The 16,574-nt window shown below is 67.4% G+C and carries 9 protein-coding genes and 2 pseudogenes; 6 read left to right on the forward strand and 5 right to left on the reverse strand.

Annotated features, from left to right (window positions below):
* Together FFT21_RS26900 and FFT21_RS30825 are read left to right on the forward strand one after the other, a co-directional pair.
* A pseudogene (locus tag FFT21_RS26900) lies at nt 1-178 on the forward strand (transposase); the annotation flags it as partial.
* A gap of 74 nt (nt 179-252) precedes the next feature.
* A pseudogene (locus FFT21_RS30825) lies at nt 253-369 on the forward strand (transposase); the annotation flags it as partial.
* 212 nt (nt 370-581) lie between these two features.
* Here the strand turns inward: FFT21_RS30825 and FFT21_RS26910 are convergent.
* The 5 genes from FFT21_RS26910 to FFT21_RS26930 all read right to left on the reverse strand — a co-directional run bounded on the left by FFT21_RS26910 (nt 582) and on the right by FFT21_RS26930 (nt 10,407).
* The gene (locus tag FFT21_RS26910; RefSeq protein WP_137816725.1) at nt 582-2,522 is read right to left on the reverse strand and encodes a non-ribosomal peptide synthetase; all 1,941 of its coding nucleotides are present in this window, start codon (nt 2,520-2,522) and stop codon (nt 582-584) included.
* A gap of 10 nt (nt 2,523-2,532) precedes the next feature.
* Complete coding sequence (ccrA, locus tag FFT21_RS26915) at nt 2,533-3,759, reverse strand: crotonyl-CoA carboxylase/reductase (protein ID WP_225978800.1); 1,227 nt, start codon at nt 3,757-3,759, stop codon at nt 2,533-2,535.
* 28 nt (nt 3,760-3,787) lie between these two features.
* Nucleotides 3,788-4,684, reverse strand: coding sequence for a phytanoyl-CoA dioxygenase family protein (locus tag FFT21_RS26920; protein WP_137816726.1), 897 nt, complete (start codon nt 4,682-4,684; stop codon nt 3,788-3,790).
* 27 nt (nt 4,685-4,711) lie between these two features.
* Nucleotides 4,712-5,872 carry a serine hydrolase domain-containing protein gene (locus tag FFT21_RS26925; RefSeq protein ID WP_137816727.1) on the reverse strand — a complete coding sequence of 387 codons (1,161 nt, stop codon included), beginning with the start codon at nt 5,870-5,872 and terminating at the stop codon, nt 4,712-4,714.
* 128 nt (nt 5,873-6,000) lie between these two features.
* Nucleotides 6,001-10,407: a type I polyketide synthase gene (locus FFT21_RS26930; protein ID WP_192909775.1), complete on the reverse strand. Its 4,407-nt coding sequence runs from the start codon at nt 10,405-10,407 to the stop codon at nt 6,001-6,003.
* A 199-nt stretch (nt 10,408-10,606) separates the two neighbouring features.
* Between FFT21_RS26930 and FFT21_RS26935 the strand changes: the two genes are divergently transcribed.
* The 4 genes from FFT21_RS26935 to FFT21_RS26950 all read left to right on the forward strand — a co-directional run bounded on the left by FFT21_RS26935 (nt 10,607) and on the right by FFT21_RS26950 (nt 15,981).
* Nucleotides 10,607-12,508, forward strand: coding sequence for a methylaspartate mutase subunit E (locus tag FFT21_RS26935; protein WP_137816729.1), 1,902 nt, complete (start codon nt 10,607-10,609; stop codon nt 12,506-12,508).
* An 18-nt stretch (nt 12,509-12,526) separates the two neighbouring features.
* Entirely contained in the window at nt 12,527-13,369 is an 843-nt protein-coding gene (locus FFT21_RS26940; RefSeq protein WP_192909776.1) for a TauD/TfdA family dioxygenase, read from the forward strand.
* A 47-nt stretch (nt 13,370-13,416) separates the two neighbouring features.
* Entirely contained in the window at nt 13,417-14,859 is a 1,443-nt protein-coding gene (gene proS / locus FFT21_RS26945) for a proline--tRNA ligase (RefSeq protein ID WP_137816731.1), read from the forward strand.
* Nucleotides 14,860-15,114: 255 nt separating this feature from the next.
* Complete coding sequence (locus tag FFT21_RS26950) at nt 15,115-15,981, forward strand: PHP domain-containing protein (RefSeq protein WP_225978801.1); 867 nt, start codon at nt 15,115-15,117, stop codon at nt 15,979-15,981.
* Nucleotides 15,982-16,574: the final 593 nt, after the last annotated feature.

A 16,574-nucleotide genomic window follows, 5' to 3' on the forward strand; every position in this document is an offset into this window, starting at 1 on the left:
GAAGATTCACACCCTCTCCGACCGCGCGGGCCTGCCGCTCACCGTGGCGGTCTCGGCGGCCAACACCCACGACAGCGAAGCACTCAAACCCCTGGTCAACGCCATCCCCGCCATCCGCTCCCGCCGCGGTCCACGGCGCCGCAAGCCGGCCAAGCTCCACGGCGACAAGGCCTACGACATCCCCGCCCCTGCTACCGCGACCGGGACCGCACCGCCGCCGAGAAGGTCATCACCGCCGCGCGCACCTGTCCGGTGCCGGAGGTCGCCCGGCTCGGGCGCACCCTGACCGCCTGGCGCACCGAGTTCCTCGCTGCCTTCACCCATCCCGAGGCCTCCAACGGCCCCACCGAGAACCTCAACCTCAACATCAAGAACACCAAACGCGTCGCCCGAGGCTTCCGCAACTTCGACAACTACCGACTGCGACTATTGCTCAACCACGGCCGAATCCGGAATGATCACTTGACACCACGGATCCGGACCAGATCCGGACCCGCCGTCCCAGCTTGGTGGCGTAGAGCCAGTTTTATGCCTCCTTCTCATCTGTACCAGAGATCAAGAGGTTCGGTTGCTGTGGAGGTTCAGCCGCGCGGGCGGCGGCGTTGGGCCATCGCCTTGAGTCGGGCGCGCCCGTCGGACGGCGCGGCCACGGGCTTCTGTTCAGGCGAGGCCTGCCCTGTCGGCTCGGGCGGAGTCTTCGTCACGGGCTCAGTCGCGGCGGCCCAACGACGTTCCAGCAAGGCAGACAGCTCGCGGATCGTCGAGGTTTCGAGTAGGTCGGCGACGCGCACCTCGATCGACAGCTCTGTCGCGATTCGCGATTGGAGGCGGACCAGCAGCATCGAGTGGCCACCGAGGTCGAAGAACGCGTCGTCAATACCGACGTTCTCGATTTGAAGCAGCTCAGACCAGAGCTTAGTCACTACGCGCTGTGGCTCGGTTAAGGGCGGCGCGTACGGCACGCGTAGTTCCGGTCGGGTCAGCGATGGCTCGGGCAACGCCTTGCGGTCAATCTTGTCCGTGCGACCCAGTGGCATAGCGGCCAGGTACACATAAGTATCTGGCACCGCCGGCTCGGGTAGCTCGGCGGCAAGGAAGCGTTGGAACTCCGGCTCGGCGTGGCGGGTTACCGGCGCGCTGCCGGGCGGCAGCGCCATCGAGCGCGACACCAAATAGGCCACTAGCCGGGTCCCACCGACGCCGGGCCTGGCGGCAACCGCGCATGCCTCCACGTCGGGGTGGCGTGCCAGCACCGCCTCCACCCCAGTGGGCTCCACGACCACGCCCCGGATCTTCACCCGGTCGTCGCGCCGACCCAGGTACTGGTAGACGCCGTCGCCGAGGTCCTTGACGATGTCGCCGGTCCGGTACACCCGCTGACCGGTCACGGGATCGACGACAAACCGGCCTACCTCCAGATCGGGGCGGCCGAAGTACCCCTGAGCCAGGCAGTCACCCGTGACGCACAGTTCGCCCGGCTCGCCCGCCGGCACCGAGGTGAATCCCTCGTCGAGCACTCGCAGGCCCACGTTCGGCAGTGCGCGGCCGATTGGCGGAGTCATGGGCCAGGTCGCCGGGTCACCGGTGAGGTCATGGGTAGTGATCACGTGGGTCTCGCTAGGCCCGTAGATGTTCTGCAGCGTGCACCCGGGCATGGTGGTGAACCAGTCCACCACGGGCGCGGTAACCATCAACTGCTCACCCCCTGTCATTACCTCGCGCAGTGCCAGGGGTTCGCGCCCCGCCTTCGCGTGCCGCGCCCCGACCTCGGCCACCGATTGCAGCGCGATGTGCGCGAGGAACACGCTCGTTACGCGCTCGCGGGCCATCAGGGCGTGCAGCCGTACCGGGTCCTGCCGCTCGGCGTCGCTGGGCACGATGAGCGTGCCGCCCGCGATCAGCGTGCAGAAGATTTCCAGGAACGAGACATCGAAGGTGAGGGAGGTGAACTGCAACGCGCGCAGAGGCTCGCCACGTAGGTGTCTGGCCGTCGAGGCGAGCTGGTAGTCGACGAGGTTGCGCAATGAACGGTGTGTCATCGCGATGCCTTTGGGATCCCCGGTGGACCCGGAGGTGTAGAGCACGTACGCCAAGGCATCTGGTGGTGGGTCGGCGACCGAGTTCGTCGGTGTCCCGGGAATCTGTAGTTTCTCCACGACGACCGGTATCGCGCCGTACCGGCGGACTTCCTCGGCGCGGTCGGCGGTGGTGACCACGACGTTCGCCGCGCACTCACGGACGAGCTTCTCGATTCGCCCGGGATGCTCATCCACCGGCAGCGGCACATATGCGGCCCCTGCCCACAGGATGCCGACCGGCGCGGCCACCAGTTCGGCCGAGCGAGGCAGCAGCACCCCGACCGGTGCGTTGCCAAGTTCCTGATCCGCCACCGCGCCGTGGATCGCGTCGGCGAGCACATGGAGGTCCCTATAGGACAGTCGTCGATCCTCGAACACAACTGCTGTCTCGGCGGGCGACAGCATAGCGCGCGTGTGAATCCGCGCCGAGAATCCCTGTGCCATGCCTATTGCCTCACCCGGCCGGGCGCAGGCCGCGCGCTGGTGCGTTCACGAGCACCACGTTATTTCCCAGAGGCTGAGTTCCATCGGCGGTCTCCTGGTGGATCCGCGCGATGTCGCGGAACTCGTACACCGCGCCCAGCGCGGGTGAGACATGACCGCTGCTCACCAGGTCGATGATCGCGCGGCACTCGCGCAGGTTTGCATAGTGGGAGCCCTGCAATCGCTTCTGCCGCATCCAGAGGTACCGGAGGTCAACCTCACCCCGGTAGCCGCTGGTGGCCCCACAGGTGACGATCATGCCGCCGGTGGCGCACAAGAACACCGACGTGGGTAGGGTGTCGGAGCCAGGGTGCTCAAAGACGATGGCGGGTGCGCGCCGTTCGCCGAGTGCGTCCCAGAACGCGCGGCCGAATGCTTTGAGTCCGGCCTGCCAGCGCTTGTGCTCCGCCGAGTCCTTTGGCACCGGTCCCCAGTGGTCAAACTGGGTGCGGTCGATAACACCCACCGCACCCATCCGCTTGCAGAAGTCGGCCCGGTCCGGGTTGGACACGACGGACACCGGGCGGCCGCCGAGTGCCCGGGTAATTTGCGAGGCCATCGACCCCAGACCGCCGGCGCCGCCCCAGACCAGCACCGGGTCCCCGGGGCGCACGGTGTTCGGCGGCCACCCCGTGAGCTGCCGGTAGGCTGTCGCTCCGGTGCAGAGGAAACAGGCAGCTTCTTCCCAGGTAAGTCTGCTCGGCATCGGATGGCACTGATAGTCCGCCACCAGCGCGAACTGGCCGAACGAGCCGTAGTTGGCTTCGTATCCCCAGGCCACCTGGGTCTCGGAGAACATCGGGTCGAACCCGAACCGCACGTCCGGGTGGGTCTCGTCCCACTGGCAGCCGGACAGCATGACGTTGTCACCCACCTTGATGTGCTCGACGCCCTCGCCGACCGCCCACACGATCCCAGAGCCCTCGGACCCGCCGATGTGGAACGGCGTCGCGTTCGGGTCGCGGCGGCGTCGCATGGCCACCACGTCGACAGGGGTGCCCCGGCTCGCCCAGATGTTGTTGTAGTTGATACCCGCGGCCATCACCATGACCAGTACCTGCCCGCGGCCTGCTGTCGGGGTGTCGACCACCTCGATTGCGATAGCGTCGGCAGGCTCGCCGTAGCGCTCGCGCCGAACCGTCGCCGCGTACATCCGCTTGGGCACGACTCCGATCGGGGGCATCTCGCCCAGTTCCACCAAGTCCACGAGAATCCCTTCGCGTTCGCTAGATGAGCACCGGGAAGAACTTGCCGCCCAGGGGGGAACCCGCGGGCTCGTCGACGAGGGGATACTCTTCGCCCGCCCCGCCCACCAGCCATGCAGGCAGCCCGTTCACCTCGGGCAGGTCGACCGCGGCCCGAGTTCCGTCGCGCATCACGTGGATCGTGGTGGCGCGTCGTGGTTTGGCGCTTCGGTTGGGCGCTGAGCTGTGGATCACGAGCGGGTGGTGGAACACCGCGCTGCCCGCTGGGACCTCGGCGGGCACCGGGGTGAACGCGGCTCGCTGCTCGGTGGTGAGTTGGCCGAACACGTAATCCATCGCCTCGTCCGCCTTGGACGCCTGCGGCAGCAAAACACCCCAGCGATGGCTACCCGGGATGTACTGCAGGCAGCCGTTCTCGACGGTCGCGTCGTCGAGGGCCACCCAGCAGGTGGCATGGCACATCGGCTGGGTGTAGCGCCAATAGGAATAGTCCTGGTGCCAGAGCACACTGCCGCCCTGCCCAGATGGCTTGGCAAGCACCTGGTCGTGCAGCAGCCGTACGCTACCGCCGACGAGCTGACGCAGCCGCACCGTGATTGCTGGGTTCCACAGAAGGTCATGGAAGCCCGGACGCACCCGCCAAGCCCCGCTGCCGTGCAGAAAGCCGCCTTGGAATACCCCGTTCTCGGAGAGGTCTTGGTACTCGTACCAAAGCTCGCGGCCATCGTGGTCGGGGTCGGACAATTCCTCGATCTCTGCGCGCAGCCTAGCGAGCTCAGCCTCGCTCAGCACTGGGATCCCCGCGATGAAGCCGCGGTCGTGGAACTCGGCGAGATGCTCGTCGGCGAACAGGTACTCCTCGGGATCGAACGCGTTTCGCTCGACCAGCGGGCCGTGTATCTCGGACAGATCACGCACTAGCGATACCCCCTTGGTTGCTGCCGTTCATGCCACCGCGCAGTCGTAGGCGGCTCTGGCTACCTCGTTCGCCCTGGGGTCGGCGCCGAGGTGGAGCTGTTCCTGGATGGTGAAGTAGGCGAACGCTAGCCCGCTGTCGGGATCAGCGAAGGTCAGGAGGCCACCCTGGCCGTAGTATCCGAACGACCGGGTGTGTTCGCCCGCCATAGGCCGGGTGGGGTCGGTGAGCATGAAGCCGGTGGCGTACCGGCGCTCCCAGCCCACCACCCGGTCCGGGCCTGCCGCCCGCACCGCGCAAGCCTCCGCGAGACTCTGCTCGTCGAACAGGCGCACTCCGTCGACCTCGCCAATCAGCGCCGCGTACAGTTTGGCCAGTCCCCGCGCCTGACCAACGCCGTTGCTTCCGGGCATCTCGGCGGCCAGATACTCGGGGCGGTGTTCCCAGGACCGGATGTCCGGGTTCGCCGCGGTTTGGGCGAGCCGCGCCTCGTCGGCAGCGGAAGCGCTCTCCGGCATCAGATTCAGCCGCCGGCCGCCCTCGGCCGCGCGGACCGGGCGCAGCCCGCGCATCCGACGCAGCGGCATCCCGATCCAGAGGTCGATGCCCAGCGGCTCGGCGAGTTCGCGGCGGACCAGCTCGCCGACCCGCACACCGCTCGCCCGGCGGAGGATCTCTCCGACCAGCCAGCCGTACGTCATGTCGTGGTAGCCGTGGTCGGTGCCGGACGGCCAGAGTGGGCGCTGCCGTTCGAGCGCCGTGATGGCCGGCTGCCACGCGAGCGCGTCGGCCACGGATATCGGCTCCTCCAGGTAGGGCAGGCCCGCTTGGTGCGAGAGCACAGACCGGACGGTGATGTCTGCCTTGCCCGCCTGTCCGAAGTCCGGCCACAGCGCGGACACCGGTGCATCCAGGTCGAGTTGCCCGCGTTGACGCAGTAGGTGGGCAAGTATCCCCAGCAGGCCCTTGGTGGTTGACCGCATCACCTGGATGGTGTCGAGTTCGTAGTCGCCGCCGGCGATATCGACAACTGGTCGTCCGCGGTGGTAGACGCACACTGCGGCGCCGGTTTCGCCGCGCTCGCGCAGGTTGCGGTCGAACTCCCTCGCAACGGCGCCGAACTGCGCATCGAAGTGACCCCGGACGAGAGGAAGATCGGCAGCTTCGTCGAGGAGACTGTCGGTCGTCATTGGGCAGACCGTAACTTCGCTCTCACTGGTGGTGTACCGCCTTGTGGAGGCTCCCGGCCACTGGTTCCCGCTCGCGAAGTGAGACTCGGCACGGAATCCACACGGTTCTTGAGATGGCCGGCTTAGCCTCACCGCGCCGCGAGCGCCAGTTCGGTGACGACGTCGATGACATCATCGAGACTGGTCAGCGATACGAGCCGCGCAAGGGAGACAGTGACGCCGAGCCGGCGGGTGAGCCGGGCGCGGAACTGGATGGCGCTGAAGCTGTCCAGTCCCAGCTCGACCAGCGAAGCCGACTGGGCGCGCTGCTCGGCGGGCGGGGCGCCTAGGGCTTCGGCGATCGCCTCGCGCACCTCGGCCGTGACAAGGGTCCGGACTGCCGCCTCATCCATGCCGCACAGATCGGGCACGTCGCTGGGCTGTGATTTGGACGGCTGTTCGGGCCGAAGTGCGGGTTCGGCCAGTAGTTCGGCGTGGCAGGCAAACGGGCGCCGGCCCAGGTTCGCAGACCACGTGTGCCAGTCGTAAGCGATGACCCCGAGCACGCCGGTGGCCGAGGTGACCAACTCGGCGAGCAGGCCCTTCGCGGTGAAGTGCGGCAAGGGGTTCATGCCTCGTGTCCGAAGGGTGGCCATCAGGTCGGCGTGTTCGGCGAGATGCCCGACATCCGCCCAGGCGCCCCAGGCCAGTGAGAGCCCGTGCAAGCCCTGGGCGACGCGGTGGGCGACGAGCGCATCCAGGTAGGCGTTGGCAGCGGCGTAGTTGGCTTGCCCGCCGTTGCCGACGAAGGACGCCGCGGAAGAGAAGCAGGTGAAGAAGCGAAGAGGGGTGTCGGCCAACGCGTCGTGGAGGTGCCAGGCTCCCCGGGCCTTTCCGGCAAAAACGGTGCGCAGGTGGTCGACATCCATCGCTGCCACGGTGATGTCGTCGATCACTCCGGCACAGTGCACGACTCCGTCGACCCGTCTGCCGCGGGCGTTGATCGCCGCGAGCAAAGCGTTCACCTGGGCGCGGTCGGCCACATCGGCCCGGCACACTGTGACCGCGGCGCGGGTACCCAGCCGGTCGACGCGCTCGGCTGCCTCCGGCGTCGGGTTGTGCCTGCCCACCAGGACGATGTCCTTGGCGCCCTGCTCGACCAGTGCCTCGGCGGTGAGCAGGCCGAGCGTGCCTAGTCCGCCGGTCACCAGGTAGGTGGCCGCGCTGTCGAGTTCCTCGTTGGTCGCCTCGGGCATCGGGACCCGAGTGATCCTGCGGTACCGGCGTGCCCCGCCTCGGTAGGCCAGTTCCGCTTCGTCCTCGACGGTGAGTGCATCCGCGATGGCCAGCAGATCCGAAGCGTGGTCGGCATCCAGATCGACGTGGCAAATCTCCAGGGCCGGGTTCTCCACGGCGGCCGCACGGGCGAGTCCGGCGACCGCGCCCTGGGCGGGATCTGTAGCTGGCGAGCCGTCTCCGGTATCCGCGCCACCGCGGGTGAGCAACAGGCACGGCAGCGGGCAGTCCAATTCGGTGAGCGCTTGGAGAACCTCGGTGACACCGAATAGGGCGGTTTCCACCGTGTCGGTCACCACGTCGAGGGAACTCGCAACGACGACCCCGGAATAGGGCACGTCACTTTCCCGCAACGCGGCGAGCAACGTGGCTCGGCTTGTGCCGCGTACTACCCGGTACGCGGTCTCCCAGGCGGTGTCCGGCTGTGCGTCGGCAACCGTGCAAAGCGAACCGGCCGCGTCAAGCGCGTCAACGAGCCGCGCCGCGACCCCCTCCCGGTCGGCCACCACCAGGTAGTGCCGTCCGGCGAGCGATGCCGGCGAGTCGGGAAGGGGTGGGCCGACGCGCCACGCCGTGCGGTACAGCAGCTCTCGCTCAGGCGACACATCGTCGGCGGAACCGCGCGGCGAGTCGATCCAGTGCCGCTGGCGGTCAAATGCATATGTGGGCGCGGGCACCGCCCGACCGCCGCCGGACGCAGCGATGTTCGGCCAGTCGGGGTCCACGCCGTGCTCGTAGAGCTCGCCCACCGCAGTGAGCAACTGCTGCCAGGGCTCCAGGTCCCCGCGTAGGCTCGCCGCAACCGGCCCGGCGAAGTCCGGGTCGTTGGCCAGGACCAAGCCGGAAAGCACAGGGGCGGGGCCGAGTTCGACGAACCCCGTGGCTCCCTCGGCCAGCGTCCAGGCGAGACTGTCGGAGAATCGTACTGGCAGCCTCATCTGCCGCTGCCAGTACTCGGGGGTTGCAACCTCGTCGGTCTCGGCTCGACCCGTCACATTTGACACGAACACCGGTCCGGTCGGTGCCGAGAGACGCACCTCAGCGAGTGCCGCGCCGAACTCCTCCAGCACGCCGTCGACTTGCGGGGAGTGGCCAGCCCGGCCGAAGTCGAGCACCTTGACCCGGCGACCGGCCGCATGTACGGCATCCGATACCCGACACACGTGCTCACGTGGGCCCGCGACCACCACGTTGGTCGGGCCATTCACTGCGGCCACCGCGACGGTACCCGGCGGCTGCACGGCGCAGTGGGCGGACACCTCCTCGGCCGAGGCGTGCAGGACGGCCATCGCACCGTCGTCCGGCATCTTCTCGTAGAGCCGCGCTCGGGTCGCCACCAGGTGGACGCCGGTGGCCAGGTCGAACACGCCTGCAGCGTAGGCGGCAGCAAACTCACCCAGGCTGTGCCCGACCACCATTGCGGGCCGCACGCCCCACGACTTCCACAGCTCATGCAGCGCCACCTGCAGCACGAACTGGCACGAGTGCAGCGTCACCAACGAGTCCACCGCGGTATTGCCCGCGGTGGCGAGCAGGATGTCCTCGAGCGTGATGCCTGCCTCCGCGCGCAGTGACCCACGGGCCTCCTCGAGCACTTCGCGGAACGGCTCGGCGGCCAGCAGCGGCCGAGCGAGCCCATGCAGCTGCGGCACGTAACCGGTGAACAGCTGCACCAAGCGATGCGGGGCCGTCCGTCGCGGACGGGGCGGCTCGCCCACTCGGTCCCTCAATGCGCGCGCAATCGTTTCGGCATCCGGACCGATTACCGCCCGCCGCAACGCGTGGTGTGGCCTCCGGACAGCGCTGGTGAAGGCGAGGTCCTCGAGCGACGTGCCTACCGCCACCGCGTCCGCCCATGCCGCCGTCGCACGATCCAGTGCCGGTGCTGACTTCGCGCTGACCGGAAGTATCTGGCTGGGGCGTCGGGACCGCGGCGCCGGCACTCGTTGCGGGGCCTCGCGCAGGACCACGTGCGCGTTGAACCCGGTGACACCGAAGGAGCTAACGCCTGCGTACCTGGACCGCTCACCCGCGGGCCAGGGCCGGAGGGTGGTCACCACCGACAGCGGCGAGTTGCCGAAGTCAATCTCCGGGTTGGTTTCGGTGTAGTTCAGCACCGCGGGTATCTCGCCATGCTCTAGGCACAGCACCGCCTTGATCAGCCCGGCAATACCCGCCGCCCAGCCGAGATGCCCGATCGCGGGCTTCACCGCGGTGAGCGCCACCGAACCCGGCGGCGCACCGCGTAGGGCCTCGGTGAGCGCGTCCACCTCCACCGGATCGCCGACCGGGGTAGCGGTGCCGTGCGCCTCGACCATGCCTAGCTCCGCTGGGCTGACCCTGGCCATTCGCAGGGCGTCCTCAATCACCGCACGCTGGGCCCGCGCCGATGGCGCGGTGAGGCCGGTCTTGACCTGGCCATCGTTGTTCGTCGCCGATCCTTTGACCACGGCGCGAATCGGGTCGCCGTCGGCTAGCGCGTCACCGAGCAGCTTGAGCGCCACCACGCCGCACCCCGAGCCAAACACCGCCCCGGACGCGCCCGAGTCAAAGGTTCGGGTATATCCATCACGGGAGACGTACGTCCCGTCCTCCAGGCCCGGCAGCCCTGTCTGCGGCACCGAAGCATTCGCCGCGCCCGCGAGCGCGACCTGGCACTCGCCGGCCAGCAGCGCGTGTACCGCGAGATGGACGGCAAACAGGCCAGTGGCGCAGGCGGCCTGTACGGTGACCGCAGGACCGCGCAGATCCAGCAGGTACGCGGCGCGCCCGGTGAGGAAGTCCTTGTCGCAGGAGATCAGCGCGCGCATATCGGCGGCCGAGTCGGTCATCGGGCGGTCCCGGTCATTGGCAAGACTTGGCCACACATTGTTCAACAGGTACGTGCTGTGCCCCATGCCGCCGAAGACCCCGATCTCCGTTTCGCGGGTGCGCCCGGCGTAGCCTGCGCACTCCAGCGCGGACCAGCATGCCTCGAAGAACATCCGCTGCTGCGGGTCGAGTAGGTCAGCATCCCGGTCGCCCAGCCCGAAGAACCGCGCGTCGAACCGCTCAAGGTCGGCAACCATGCCGCCGGCGCGCCGCAACTCCCCAGTCCACGGGTCGAAGATCCTGGTCACTGACTCCGTGCCCGCGCGCAGGTTCTGCCAGAATGCGCGTTCGTCGGTGGCACCGGGTAACCGGCAGGCAAGACCGATGATCGCGACGTCGGTCTCAGGATCCAGGTCGGACCCGTCCAGGGTCGGGGAGTCCGGCGTCATGCAACGAACCATAACCGCGCCGCAGTCCAGAGAACCTCGGTTGCCGGCGACATTGGCGCGTTCGGCGCAGTGTCAAGACGGCCAAACTGTGGCTTTCCCGAACCCCGCGATCATCTAGCTTCGGGGCCGGGCCGGCTGACTGGCTGTGCCAGTCGGGCGGAGCTAGGTAGGTTGCTCGGGACGGGGGGCCAGCGAGGACATGCGGCGCAACGATAGGACCGTCGTCCTCGGTGGAATCGGTGGCGACTCGCACTCGGTAGGGCTGATCATCCTCCATCACGCCCTGATCCGGGCTGGGTTCCGGGTGCGTTACCTGTCCACCCAGAACCGGCTTGCTGACCTGTGCCGGGCGGCCGAGGGCGCGGACGCGGTGCTCGTGTCCAACATGGATGGACACGCGCGCTACTACCTCGCCGACCTCGCTGCCACACGCGCCGTGTACGGCGGGCAGGGCGCGACCTGGTATCTGGGCGGTAACCCGGGCTTGGACGACACCGAGGACACTGAGCGGGAGCTACGCGCGCTCGGGGTTGACCGGGTGTTCCTTCACCATCTCGAACCGTCCGAAGTGGTGGATGTGCTCGACGCCGACCTCGGCACCACTGCGGGCGAAACCGGGGTGCGTGCGGCTGCTGGCTCAAGGGCAGCGCCCATGCCGTACCTCCCCGAGCCAGCCCATGACTTCGACCGCGAGCGCGCCGACGTGCTCGACCAGTGGGTAACCGGCCGCGCCGCGCGCGACCTCGACCGCAACGCCATCGCGCTGGCCGAGGGCACACAGCTCTCCCAATTGCAGCGGCAGGCCAGACCGGAGGGTCGCACTTTGATCCATCCGCGCACCGGCATCGCTGACCTCGCGGGTCAGGTGCAACTGTTCCGCGAACTGCGTAACGCGGGCGCCGATGTGCTGTCGTTCCAGATCGACTCGCTCACCAGGAACAACGCCTACAATCAGATCGACGTGCTACTGAAGGAGGCCGCCGCACGGCCGAGCGAGTTCGCAGGGCTCAACGGCTTCCCACTCGTCAACCACGGGGTCGCGCCCGTGCGCGAGATCGTCACAGAATTCTCCGGCACGCCGCTGCAGGTCCGCCACTCCACTCGTGACCCACGCCTGCTGGCCGAGATCTCCTTCGCCGCGGGCATTTCAGCGTACGAGGGCGGCGCGCTCAGCTACAACCTGCCGTACTACCGCGACTACTCGCCGCACGAATCCGTCCGGCGCTGGCGCTACGTCGACCGGCTCGCCGGCCGGTACTGGGACCGGTACGGCATCACGATCGACCGTGAGTTCTTCGGCGTGCTCACCGCAGCGATGGTGCCGCCCTGCCTGGCGATCGCCGTGGGCGTGCTAGAGGCGCTCCTGGCTGCTGAGTGCGGGGTGCGGTCGGTCTCGCTCGGCTACGCCGAACAGGGCTGCCGTGCCCAGGACATCGCGGCTATCCGGGCCGCCCGGTTGCTCGCCCGCCGCTACCTCGAGCGCTTCGGCCACCACGAAGTCGACGTGCACACGGTGTTCAACCAGTACATGGGTGCCTTCCCTGAGGACCACGAGCGCGCTCGCGAGCTGCTCGCTGGGTCCGCGGTTACCGCGGCGCTCGCTGGAGCTACCAGACTCATGCTCAAGACCGCGGTGGAGGCCACCCGTATCCCCTCGGTCGCCGACAACGCCGCCGCCATGCGCCTGGTCCGCACGGCAATGGCCGGCGCAGCAAGTACCGCGTACGACGCCGAGCGCGTCGCCGAGGAACAGGAGCTGATCCTCGCAGAGGTCACGTCCATCGTTGACGCCACGCTCGCGCTCCCCGGCAACCTCGGTGACCGGGTGGCCGCAGCCGTCGAACACGGGTTCATCGACGTGCCATTCTCACCGAGCCTGTGGAACGCGGGCACCGCCATAGCGCTGCGCGACGCCACCGGGGCGGTGCGCTTCGCCGTACCCGGCGCGATCCCATTACCCCAATGGGTGCGCGAGTTTCACCGCAACGCCATCGCGCGCCGCATGCGCGACGAACACGTCGACCTCGCCTGCCTGGTCGAGCGTGACGTGCTGGCGATCGCCCGCTGCGACCACCCCACTTGGCCACTCGATGGCCACTAACCCGAGGATCAACCGATCGTGGACCCACTGCACGTGATCGCCCTGGACCGGGACCTGCACCCCGAGCTACTCAAACGGATCATTCCAGACGGGCACCCGCTGACCGACTGGCCAACCGAGCCTCCCACACCGCCCACTATCGAGCTAGCCGCCGCAGCCCGCGCAGTCGCCGACTCGATCCTCCGCGAGCCCGGCTACGCGGTGGTGGACACCCAGGCGGCCGAACTCACCGACACCGAACTCGTGAGCGCCGCATGGAACCTATTCACCGTGCTGTGCGTGCCAGTCCCGCAGTATCTCACGGGTGAACTCATCTACCCGGTCGAGGTCACCGCCGCCACAGGACCGGGCATCAGCCACTACTCGACATCCAACGCTGCCGGGGGTTTCCACACCGACGGCACCATGCTCGATCAGCCACCCGCCGTTGCTGCCCTGCTGTGCGTTTCCCCGGCCGATGAAGGCGGCGAGACCCTCCTCATGGACGGGCTCCGGCTGATCTCCGACCTGACGCCCGAGCACCGCCTCGCGCTCACACGCCCGTTCTGGTTCCACTCCGGCGACCCCGGTTCGCCGCTGCGCCACCAACCCATCCTGAACGGGACTGAGCTGCGCTACCTGCGCCGCTACATCGAGGAGGGCCATCGCCAAGCCGGTGCCGAACTCTCCACCACCGCCCTCGACGCTCTGGACCGGCTCTCCGAGCTTCCTGACAGGCAGCGACCCGTGCCGCTGCGCCGCGCGCAGGTCCTCCTCTGGGACAACACTCGCTTCATCCATGGCCGTCGTCCCTTCACCGAGAACACCTCCCGCCGTAGGCTCCGGCGTATGTACGGCACCCCCAGGGACCTCAGCGTCTGACCGGAGCCCAGCCAGGGCACAACGGGCTGGGCTGTACCCTTTTCCGCATGTCGAGGCAGCGCGAGCGTGGGGTGACCCCTCAGTCGGAAGACTTCTCCGCGTGGTACAACGAGCTGGTCGTTAAGGCCGAGCTCGTGGAACGTGGTCCGGCCAAGGGCACGATGGTCATCCGGCCGTACGGCTACCGCATGTGGGAGCTGTTGCAGTCCGAGCTTGACCAGCGTATTAAGGACACCGGTCACGAAAACGCCTACTTTCCGCTGCTCATCCCGCAGAGTTATCTGACTCGCGAAGCCGAGCACGTTGAGGGCTTCTCGCCGGAGCTGGCGGTCGTCACCCACGCCGGCGGCAAGGAGCTCGACGAGCCGCTGGTCGTGCGACCCACCTCGGAGACCGTTATCGGCGAGATGATGTCGAGGTGGATTTCCTCCCACCGCGACCTGCCAATGCTGCTCAACCAATGGGCAAATGTGGTTCGCTGGGAGATGCGACCGCGGCTGTTGCTGCGCACCACCGAGTTTCTCTGGCAGGAGGCACATACCGCGCACGTCGACGAGGCAGACGCGATGCGGGAGACGATGCTCGGCTTGGAGGTCTACACCCAGGTCGCGCGTGACGTCACGGCCATTCCGGTGGTACCGGGCGAGAAGACCCCGGGCGAGCGGTTCGCCGGCGCGGTCCGTACCTACACCATCGAGGGCATGATGCGCGACGGCCGCGCACTGCAGGCCGGCACCTCGCACTACCTCGGCGACAACTTCGCCCGCGCCTTCAACATCCGCTACGCCACCGAGTCCGGTGAGCTGGCATACGCACACACGACCTCATGGGGAATGACCACACGCATGATGGGCGCTGTCGCCATGACCCACGGCGACGACCAAGGCCTCGTACTCCCCCCGAAAGTAGCCCCCTATCAGGTGGTCATCGTGCCGATCGGCAAGGGCGAGCAACTCGATACTGTGGTGGACGCCGCCAAGGACCTGCTGAGCCGCCTGCGCAGTGCGGGCGTACGCACACACCTGGACGCCCGCACGCACCTGTCACCAGGCTTCAAATTCAACCAGTGGGAGCTGCAGGGCGTTCCGCTGCGCATCGAACTGGGCCCGCGCGACCTCGCGGCTGGAGTGGGCACGCTGGCCCGACGCCTGGGCGACGGCAAGGAGCAGATCCCGCTTGACACCGCGCCCGAGCTGATCCCCAGCATCCTGCAGGAGTTTCAGGACTTCCTTCTCCAGCGGGCCACCAAGTTCCGCGAGGCGCACACCACCGTCGTCAGCGACTGGGATGCCTTCACGTCCGCAGTAGCGGGGGGCTGGGCGCTGGCGCTGCACTGCGGCGAAGGCTCATGCGAGGATGAGATCAAGGCCGACACCGCCGCGACACCGCGCTGCGTACCGCTCGATGGCGAGAGGGAGTCCGGCGCGTGTGTGCGCTGCGGGAAGCCGAGCGCGTACGGCAAGCGGGTGATTTTCGGCAGGGCCTACTGAGCGGTCCCGCCCATCCTATAGTCGCCGCTGCATCTGTCGGACATCGTCCTACTCGCCGTGGACATGGGAGTAAACCCTCATGTCCGGGTTGCGCTGGCCGCAGGTTTGCGGCGCGGCAAGCCACGCGAGAGCGCTGCAAGTTGACGGTCCTTCCGAAGCGCGTTTTGTCATTTGCAGTAGCCCCTCTCGGTCAAACGTAGCAATCAAACCATCGGCCGGCCGCATTGCGTGCGGCCGTGTGGTACCCCAAACCCTATGACCATGGCCAACGACGGATCCCGCAGCTTGCCCCACGACAGCCATGTGCACACAGAGTGGTCCTGGGACGCAGTGGCAGGCTCGATGGCACGGTCCTGTGCCCGAGCGCTCGAACTGGGTCTGCAAGCGATCGCGTTCACTGAGCACGTCGACCTCACCCCCTGGCGCCTCTCTGAGCAACTGAAATCGCAGCTACCCGAACACTTTCTTCGCTGGGTGGGTAATGGCGATGTGCTTGAGGCGCCGGAACTAGACGTCGCCGGTTACCTAGAATGCGTCGAACGATGCCGCGAAAGGTTCCCCGAGTTGCTCATCCTGACCGGCGTCGAGTTGAGCGAACCACATTGGCACCCTACTCGAACAGCAGAACTTCTGAGTAGCACAAACTTCGACCGGATACTTGGATCTGTCCATTCGGTACCCTCGGACAGCGGCTACGCATTGATTAACGAACTATACTACACTCACACGCCCACCGAGGTCGTAAAAAACTATCTCGAAGAAACACTACGACTAGTCGAATCGACAGCAGATTTTACCGTCCTCGCACACATCGACTACCCAATCCGGTCTTGGCCGGTTCAAGCAGGTGTCGCCCATCCACGGATGTTCGAGGATGAATATCGGGCCGTATTGCGGACCTTGGCGCGCTCCGGGCGTGTACTCGAGGTAAATACCAAGGTGCCGCTGCACGCCGAGATAGTGCATTGGTGGTATCAAGCTGGCGGGCCAGCGGTCAGCTTTGGCAGCGACGCGCATAACCCCACCAGGCTGGCACACGGCTTCGCTGATGCCCAAGCCATGGTTGAGGCTGCCGGCTTCCGTCCGTGCTCAGCACCCGACGCTTTTTGGACCCGCAGATAGGCATTGCAGCCTGCTACGGTCATGGAGGACCTGCTCCCGCTGATCATGGCAGCTCGCGGTCTCCGGCTGCTACCTGCCAGGGCTTAGTATTCGGCGTCTACCAGGGACAACCGGACAGCAAGAGACCGTGGTGCTTACCAGAGATCCGAGACCGACTCGATGCAGCTTGCCGTGCCGGAACGGGTCAGCATGGCAGTGCAAGATCGCCACGGACGATCTTCGCCAGCAGAAGTGGTCGACGCCCGGATCCAGCTTCACGTGCTCATACCTGCTCCTGCGGTACCAACCGAGCGACGGCCGCCTCGAGGTTTTTCGCCCCATAGGCAGGCCGCGACCCCGGAATAGAAGGGCAGTCGTGGGCCATCGCCCCACTCCGCCGGTACTCCGCAACCGAACATGCCGTCCCCGGCCGCCCGCGGCATCTATCAGGCGACCGTTCCCGTACGTGGAGGTCTTACATCCTGGCAGCCCAATGCCGTTAAGTTTGGGTGTTTGGGCAGGCCAGTAGGGGGGTGGCCGGGCCGGTATGGCGGATGTTCTGGTCGGTGGGGCGTTTGACCCGGTAGGAGTTGTGCCGGGCGCGTTTGACGGCG

It is taken from the genome of Gandjariella thermophila (assembly GCF_005405885.1).
Classification (GTDB): domain Bacteria; phylum Actinomycetota; class Actinomycetes; order Mycobacteriales; family Pseudonocardiaceae; genus Gandjariella; species Gandjariella thermophila.